Below are 8,504 nucleotides of genomic sequence, written 5' to 3'. Positions count from 1 at the left end.
CATTGAGAGTCAGTCATTTCTTTGAAATTCGATTTCATAAACTTGTTTGAGGTGAGATTCAACAAGTTTAACGACTGGCTCTCATTATTAGTTTAATACAATCCAAAACATACTCTTAGTGATGTTTCATCCGCTTGGATAGCAATAGCTGTTATCTTTTTTTTGATTCCTGTCAATCATCAAATCATCGATTGGAATCAAAATATTCAATTTCCTGAGATTTTCAAAGAAGTTGAAAACTGGATGCGTGTCAAGGAACAGGAGAAGATTTTGCTGACTCAAGGGCTCTTACGAATTGAATCCCTCTCACAATTACTAGTTGCCCTGATGGTATTCGGCCTTGTCGGTCCAATTGGAGAGGAAGTTTTTTTCCGAGGAGTGCTTCAAACAAAGTTAAACGACTGGGGGCTAAGCCCAATTAAGAGCATTTGGGTTGCCGCAACTATTTTTAGTCTAATTCATTTTCAGTTCTACGGCTTCTTTCCGCGGTTGCTTATAGGTGCCTTATTCGGGTATTTATTTCTTTGGTCTGGAAACATCTGGATACCAGTTGTAGCGCATGCTGTTAATAATTCGCTTTTTGTTCTAACAGCATTTACCCACCAAAAATGGCCTTTTTTAGGAAGATATATTGAGATTATTTCTGACAATTGGATATCATGCATCATCTCTGTCGCACTATCTGTGGTTGGTCTGTATCTTTTTCGAAAACAGAATTTCAGCCCGGCATAAGTGTTGTAATACAAGTATCACCAAAAACCTCCGTTTTTTCAGAAAATAAATATTATGGGCTTAGCTATGGTGCGTGAAACAGTTAACGTATACACAACTTCTAATCTGAGTGTCAGAAAATCAGATATAGTCTACCTGAGTAAATCCAATAACGAACATAGACTGTCCGAAATCGCACAGTTTGCCTCGTTAAAATAGCCCCTCCTCATTGTAAGGCAGTTTTCTAATGCATGGTATAATAATTGAGTAGTAAGAAATTGAAACTTTATTGGCTTTATCAATACATCACTATTGAAAGATATGCTGCGAAACTACCTTAAAATCGCATGGCGTAATCTCAGCAAGAACCGAGCTTACGCGTTCATTAACATAACAGGGTTGGCACTTGGCATGGGCTGTGCACTGCTGATTTTCGCGCTTGTTCGGTTTCATTACCAAACCGACCATCACCATCGTCATTACGACCGGATCTATCAATTAACCTCCCGGTTTTCTTCGGCTGGCGGGGCGTTTAACATTCAGGGTATCCCCTATCCACTCGGCCAGGCCATTCGCAATGATTACCCTGATATTGAGCATATTGCAATGTTGGAAGAGTGGTATTCACCACTGGTTTCAGTTCCGATCAACAAACAGGCCGATAAGAAAATTAAGGACAAAAATCACAATGGCGCCTTTGTTGAACCGGCCTATTTCAGCATCTTCGATTACACTTGGCTGGCGGGAGGACCAGATGACCTTAGCCAGCCAGGAACAGTGGTTATGAGTGCTGAGATGGCAAGAAAATGCTTCGGTGCTACAACCAACATCATAGGAAGGATCGTCCGGCTCGATGCCCGCATTACTGCCCGGGTCGTGGGTGTGTTCGCCGACTACCGGGACAATACCGATTTATCTTACTCGATCATGGCCTCATGGGGCTCACTTAAGGAGCAGCGTAACGCCCGACCCGAAGATGAACGCTTTGACAACACCAACGGCAGTACCCATTGTTACGCCCTGTTCAATGACCGCTTTACCGTCGCAGACTGGAACCGGCAACAGCTATCGTTCGTAAAAAAATATAACCCTCAGAAAGTTAAAGAAACATCCTACCCAGCCATACCCTTCAGCACGATGCACTTATCGACGGAGTATGGAGGTGTCAGCCCAGGGTTATTGCTGTCACTGGTATTGATTGGCGTGCTTCTGATCGGTACGGCGAGTATTAATTTTGTCAACCTGGCCACGGCACAGGCGCTCAACAGGGCGCGGGAAGTGGGAGTCCGGAAAGTATTGGGCAGCACAAAAACGCAACTATTCTGGCAGTTTATGGGCGAAACGACGCTTATTGTACTAGCGGCGCTGGCTTTTGCAATAGGTATATTTCAGTATGGTCAGACACTGGCACATACTTACCTGCATGGCCCTTTCCGATTTACATTTTACTTTTCACCATCGGTGCTGGGATGGCTAGCACTTCTGGTGGCGATCGTTATTCTGCTGGCGGGTCTATATCCCGCGCTGGTCCTGGCGGGTTTCCGACCGGTTGTAGCATTAGCGGGACGGCTCACCACGCAGCAGACCGGTGGTTTTTCCCTTCGACGGGGACTGGTGGTGACGCAGTTCGCCATTTCACAAATGCTTATTATAGGATTGATTGTTGTGGCCAATCAACTCAGCTATGTTCAGACAAAGGACCTTGGTTTTAGAAAGGACGCGATTCTGGCCGTAAAACTACCAGACCTACCGTCACAGGACCTCAGTAAGATGCGTACGTTCCGTAACCTGGTCAAAGCCATTCCCGAGGTAGGCCGGTTCAGCTACTCTATGGGTGGGCCTCCCCAGTCAGGCTGGACGAGTCAAACAAGCGTCCGCTTCGACACCCGCCCTGAAAAAGAGCCATTTGGCCCACAACAAACCTGGATTGATGCCGAATACGTGGACTTGTATGGTCTAAAATTAGTAGCCGGACGCAACCTGCAGCCCTCTGACACAGCCCGCGAGACACTCATAAACGAGACATTCATGAAGCGGCTGGGCTTCACCAAGCCGACGGATGTGGTGGGCAAGTTCCTGCATAAAGAGGGTTTTGCCCCCCTTGCAATTGTCGGAGTTTTAAAGGATTATAATCAGCTCGACCTCAAACAGGGAATTAATCCGCTTTTTCTGACCACGTTAGCCACCGGCTTTTACTCGGCCAATATTCAGCTCCGCTCTGCCAACTATAGCCGGGCTTTGAGTCAATTGGAAAAGGTCTACAACCAAGTGTATAGCGATAGCTTTTTCGAATCCGCGTTTGTAGATGACCAGATTCAGCAAGCCTACCAACAAGAACAGACGTTGGGCAGACTGATCAACTTTTTTGCCGGGATAGCCTTGCTCATTGGCTGCATGGGCCTTTACGGACTCGTCTTGTTCATGGTTGTACAACGAACAAAAGAAGTTGGCGTTCGCAAAGTACTCGGAGCCAGTGTGAATAATATCCTGTGGTTGTTTAGCCGGGAGTTTATACAGTTGATTGGGATAGCTTTTTTATTGTCCACCCCCTTGGCTTGGTGGGTGATGAAAGGCTGGCTTAATAATTTTGAGTACAAGATTTCACTTAGTCCAGTCATTTTTCTGCTGGCGCTCCTGGCAACGGCAGCCGTTGCGCTGCTAACGGTGAGTTTCCAGAGTGTGAAAGCGGCCCTGATGAACCCGGTGAAATCATTAAGAAGCGAATAAGAAAATAATTTTACCCATATTTAAGAAGCCGCCCAGCAGTATCTGAGCGCGGCTTCTTCAAAACTATCCTTTTTGGGACACTTCGCTCCGGAATTCGACATGCATTGAATTTTGGGTTAATCGCAGCAAAACGACCGTTAAACAGGATAAGTATTGTCTTCTTCATTACTCTAGATCTTTTAAGGAAGTTAACATCTCGCCCAAAAGAAATCACTACTATATATAATTAAATTATATATTTGGTTATCATTCAATCATATACAATTTATCGTGAAAAAATTTGTGGTTGCCACAATATTATCCTTCCTGACTTTTTCGGGTAGCATTGCATTTGCTCAACCTGAAACGTTAAAAGGAACCTGGATCAGCGCTGAACAGGATCTGATTGAAATTTTATACACAGGTCGTGATTCGAATTTCAATTATCTTTCAAATAAGTTGTTGAATGAAGATCGATTTCATTTATTCATTTTTAGTGACACATTAAGCTTTCAACACATATATACGAGTTCGTTCACCCAGTTTAAAACTGAATATACTGATCGCTATGATCTGAAAGTTGTGAGTGTCAATGATTCTATTCTTGTTGTCCGGCCTGTTTCTGACTTTTCAAAAACATACTTTCAGAACCGGTCTGTTATTACTCTAAAAAAGAAGAAATATATTAGTGACAAGACGATTGTTTTTGAAAAATTGATATATCACTCCAAGATGAGTGGGCCAACGGCAGCCTTGCAGATTGACAGCAGCAAAAATCTATACATGAATTACGTGAATACTTGTTGGGGCGGAAAAAATGGCCTGGCATCCGGCAATTATTCAGCTGTGTTGGATGATGATACCTATAAGGAACTGATTCATCAATTACAAACTTGCAATTTAAGAACGCTTAGATTTGGGGACATAAAAGGAGCAGATTCACCTGTCATTACCCTTATTGTATATTTTAATGGGAGGCGTAAATATCTGAAGTCCATTGCTCCTCCCCGAATTTCAGACGAACTTGTGACTTTTATTATTTGGCGACTAAGGAGTTATGAAAAGCTGAAGCCAACACTCGATAAAAAGCAAATAGAATGATAAAAACAACTACCGAATTGTCAGCGACCTCCAAATTTAATAGTATCAAGCTCCTCACGGTGTAAAGAACTTATACTACGAAGTAGATAGACAAACATACAAGCTCCAATTTGAAGGCGAAAACCGGGACGTACGAGCCGTTGCTTATGAGTTAACCAGTGAACAAGGGCTTGGATTCTCGATTTTGCAACTTAAGGACAGCCCCGAGACGCGCAGTGAAGTAATGACGTTTTTAAAAGAAAGATACCAATACGTCCATGATTCCGACAATGTTAGTGAGGGTGAGTCCTTCATCAACTATGAATGGAACAAGCTTATTATGTTGGTAGATGACAAAATTCTGGGCCTGTCGGTCATTTACACCCCATATGACCGTGGCTGGCGGACCGATACTAAATCGATCAGAGAAACACTGAAGCACAGATAAAACCAATTAGTCGTCACAACAAATTACACCGAAGACTCTACTTTTAACCGCTTTAAAATCAGAGAGTATCTCAAGGTATTGTATAGAAAAAATGAGCTACTCGTTTCTACCACAATTGATTGCCCGTATATTTGCTATCGTAACTGTGCACCAGCATAAACACCCGGCTACAAACATTACTTCCTAACCTCCACGTATCAACTTTGAGTATATGAATTTCAGTATTTTTACTTAAAATGCTAATCCGCTTTTATGTTGAAGGTCTCTTTCAATAAATATAAAATTGCTTATTTTTGCCGACAGTTTATCATATACGTTACACACATTAATTTTCATGCAAAATTCGAAAAGCACCCTCGCTGTTTTCTTCATTGTTGTTGCAAGTTTTTTTGAGAACGGAATACTCCTCGCTCAAACACAAAAAATCACCAACCAAGGTATTAACTTCATTTCGGGCGACTTCAACACCATTCTGACAAAAGCCAAAACTGTAAAAAAACCAGTTTTCGTAGAAGTGTATTTGAACGGCTGCCCGCATTGTGAGGCCCTCGCTCCTGTATTAACCGAAAAAAGTGTCGGCGATTTTTTCAACGCCAATTTTATAAGCTGGAAAACCGAGGCCAATTCCAAAGAGTCCGCAGCATTTCAAAAAAGCAAGGGAGTTACCTATCCGGAATTTCCGATCATGTTTTTCTTCGATTTCAACGGCGATCTTATTCACCTTGTAACGCCGGCGGAGCGTAAAACACGTGCGGAATTTATTGAGGAAGTGTTGGCAGCAGGCCGTGCCGCACTTGATCCCATGCAACGAACGGGCAGTTATGCAACCCGGTTCAAAAGCGGAGACCGCGATCTCATGTTCCTTATCAATTATGGAAAATATTGTAAAACGATTAAAGACCAGATAGCACTGACAGAAATCAATGACACGCTGGGTAAACTCCTGACCAGCCCGCAGGATATCACCAGCCAGGCCGGATTTTACATTTTGCAACGCCTTATTAACGATGTCGACAACCCACTGTCCGCTTATTTCTTCACCCATTTGAATGAGTTTAAGTCGAAGTATCCTGCAAAAGATGTGAAGGAAGCCGGTGAAGCCATACTTTTCCATTCTTTGTATGGCCCCAAAGGTGATGTTTATCCCTCGGCCAGGATCGTGAACATGCGTAAGGATATGGTTAAGATCGGTGTGACGGAAACAGAAGCATCTGCCCGTTTGCTGCTCAAAGAGCTGGACGCTTATTTACGCGAGAAAAATACAAAAGCGGCCGTACGACGATTTAATGAATATCGTAAACAGGCCTCGTCGCTGGGACTTTCTGATTACGCTTATCTGATGAAATATTTCAATGAAAAAGCAACGGACAATTCATATTTGTCGGAGCTTCCCATTTGGGCGAACGAAGGCATACGTCTGGCCAAATCAACGGAAGCCAATACTAAAGTAATGGCCAGCCTGTATTATGAACTGGCAGAAGCATATTGGAAAATGGACAAAAAGCCAGAAGCAATCAAAAGTGCAGGCAAAGGACTGGAAACGGCCAAAACCGCCAAAGATGATTTGACACGGTTTCAGGAACAGGTTGGCAGGATGAAGTAGAGAAAGTTAATTATCTCCACGGCGACACGCAGGACGTAAATCACCGTGATGCAGTCCGAAAAAGTAAGCTATGCTGTCAAAATGCTAAAAATACATCAGAATTTTGACAGCATGTCGTTACCGTTGTGTTCAACCAGAATTTTACCCGCATCGACCAACCGGAGCTTCATTCCGGCAGTCAATACGGGTAAATTGTTTTGAATTTTTGTCTAATAATATGTTTTGGAAGCTTATTTTGTCATTCTATTCAGAAAAATGGATAATAATGCGATTTCAATCATAGCTTCAGCAGATTGACTGGGCGTCCCCCTCTGTTTTTCTCCACATCTCTAAACAATCGACGCTTAAAATTTAACCATCCGAAGGAACCTTTCCACCTGTCAGCGGTTCTTTTTAGGAACAAATCCCTGGGTCGATTCTGGTTTTTGTGCAATTTCTACCTCCCACTTAAACTCTCTGGTCACATAATCAACAAAAGTTGTTTTATAACCACCATCGGCTGTAATCTTTTGAAGGCTTGGAGCTTTCCCTTTTAAGGAGCTAACAGCCAATATAGCTCCCTGGTTATCAGATATATTAGCAGCCGTTACTTTGACAGACCAAGGTATTCCAAGTGTATCAACAAGTATTGTCCTCTTGCGCCCATTTACGCTCTTGCCGCCATCAATACCTGTATCCAGATTAATGAATTGCATTTTCTTGACAACTTGGCTATCAATCGCTAATAAGCTTGGGGGCGCCTGCTTATCAAGCGATTCGCTCACCCTAACTGCTGTAAATTCAAGCAATTGACTCCAAATTCCTCGCAGTTTAAATTGCCGAAAATGGTAACGGCAGCCGCGCTGTAAGCCGTCTGCCACGCAGGATATTTACTTTCCATATTTCGCCCGCGCGGCGGACCGCATTGAGCGTCGCGGGGCGGCCCGTGCCGTCATTTCCGTGAAATTTGATTTCATAAACTTGTTTGAGGTGAGATTCAACAAGTTTGACGACCGACTCTCTTTATTGGTTTAATACAATCCAAAACATATTCTTAGTTTATAAAAAGATAATTCTTAATAGAGTATTCTCTCAAAAACTACCATTAAAATCGACGTTTCGTGAAACCGTGGAACAGCGTATTTAGTAAAATTTTCCTTGGGTATTCTTTCGAAAAGACAAGCCCAGGGCAGCAATTATCTTTTTGTGTATGAAAAGAAATATTCCCGAATGGCTATCGTATCTGCTTTACGCATCAGGGCTTCCGCACCAAAATTAATAATTTTTCAAAATGTTAATTAAGAAGGCATTATCTCTTGATGCCCTCTTTCGTTTACGCTTCATACTGATTTTTTCAGGATTTTTTGACAGTAAAAACAAAGCTACCGTCTAATTGCATAGATATTATTCATTAAATTCAATAAAAGTATTATATTTATGGCATGTCAAGAAAAGTGTCGCCATATCCGATTCCGGAAGCGGATCAACTAGAACTGGAAAGAAGAATTCGCAGTAGAAATATTTCCCGAAAAGAAAATGATCGGGCCTATATTGTGATTGAAAGCAGCAAAGGCCGTCAGCCTTCTGAGATAGCTAAGGAGCTGAGAACGTACGCTAATAAAGTAATTTTTTGGCGTAGGGCGTATCAGTCAAAAGGCTTGTCAGGGTTAGAAGACCAGCCCAAGGCTGGGCGTGCAGTTATTTATGATGCAGCTTTCAATGAATCTGTACTTAAAAAGATAAGTGAAACACCACCAGTCGGTTACTCTCGATGGGATGCGCCGCTTCTTGCTACTGAGCTCAATTGTAGTACCGATGCAATCTGGCGATTATTAAAGAAGGAAGGCATTCATTTAAGCAGACAACGCAGTTGGTGCATTAGTGCCGACAAGGATTTTGCTGCAAAATCAGCAGACATTGTCGGGCTGTATTTAACGCCGCCCATGAACGCCATTGTTATTTGTGTAGACGAAAAAC

6 protein-coding genes are annotated in these 8,504 nt (G+C 42.7%); 5 read left to right on the top strand and 1 reads right to left on the bottom strand.

Annotated features, from left to right (window positions below; genetic code table 11):
* Window positions 1–162: 162 nt before the first annotated feature.
* The 4 genes from RB622_RS29660 to RB622_RS29645 all read left to right on the top strand — a co-directional run bounded on the left by RB622_RS29660 (window position 163) and on the right by RB622_RS29645 (window position 6,548).
* Complete coding sequence (locus RB622_RS29660; protein ID WP_308050460.1) at window positions 163–732, top strand: CPBP family intramembrane glutamic endopeptidase; 570 nt, start codon at window positions 163–165, stop codon at window positions 730–732.
* Between the two features lie 300 nt (window positions 733–1,032).
* Window positions 1,033–3,438, top strand: a complete 2,406-nt coding sequence (locus RB622_RS29655; protein WP_308050459.1) for an ABC transporter permease — start codon at window positions 1,033–1,035, stop codon at window positions 3,436–3,438.
* A 270-nt stretch (window positions 3,439–3,708) separates the two neighbouring features.
* Window positions 3,709–4,518, top strand: a complete 810-nt coding sequence (locus RB622_RS29650) for a hypothetical protein (RefSeq protein WP_308050458.1) — start codon at window positions 3,709–3,711, stop codon at window positions 4,516–4,518.
* A 761-nt stretch (window positions 4,519–5,279) separates the two neighbouring features.
* Entirely contained in the window at window positions 5,280–6,548 is a 1,269-nt protein-coding gene (locus RB622_RS29645; RefSeq protein ID WP_308050457.1) for a hypothetical protein, read from the top strand.
* Window positions 6,549–6,928: 380 nt separating this feature from the next.
* Here RB622_RS29645 and RB622_RS29640 read toward each other — a convergent pair whose 3' ends face one another.
* The gene (locus RB622_RS29640; RefSeq protein WP_308050456.1) at window positions 6,929–7,408 is read right to left on the bottom strand and encodes a transposase; all 480 of its coding nucleotides are present in this window, start codon (window positions 7,406–7,408) and stop codon (window positions 6,929–6,931) included.
* Between the two features lie 561 nt (window positions 7,409–7,969).
* On the opposite strand from RB622_RS29640, the gene RB622_RS29635 reads away from it, so the two are divergent.
* Window positions 7,970–8,504: helix-turn-helix domain-containing protein (locus tag RB622_RS29635; protein WP_409022089.1), on the top strand; the 535-nt coding region annotated here is incomplete at its 3' end.

This window comes from Dyadobacter sp. LHD-138 (genome assembly GCF_030929615.1).
Taxonomy (GTDB): Bacteria; Bacteroidota; Bacteroidia; order Cytophagales; family Spirosomataceae; genus Dyadobacter.
This window is presented reverse-complemented; position numbering and strand designations above follow the sequence as displayed.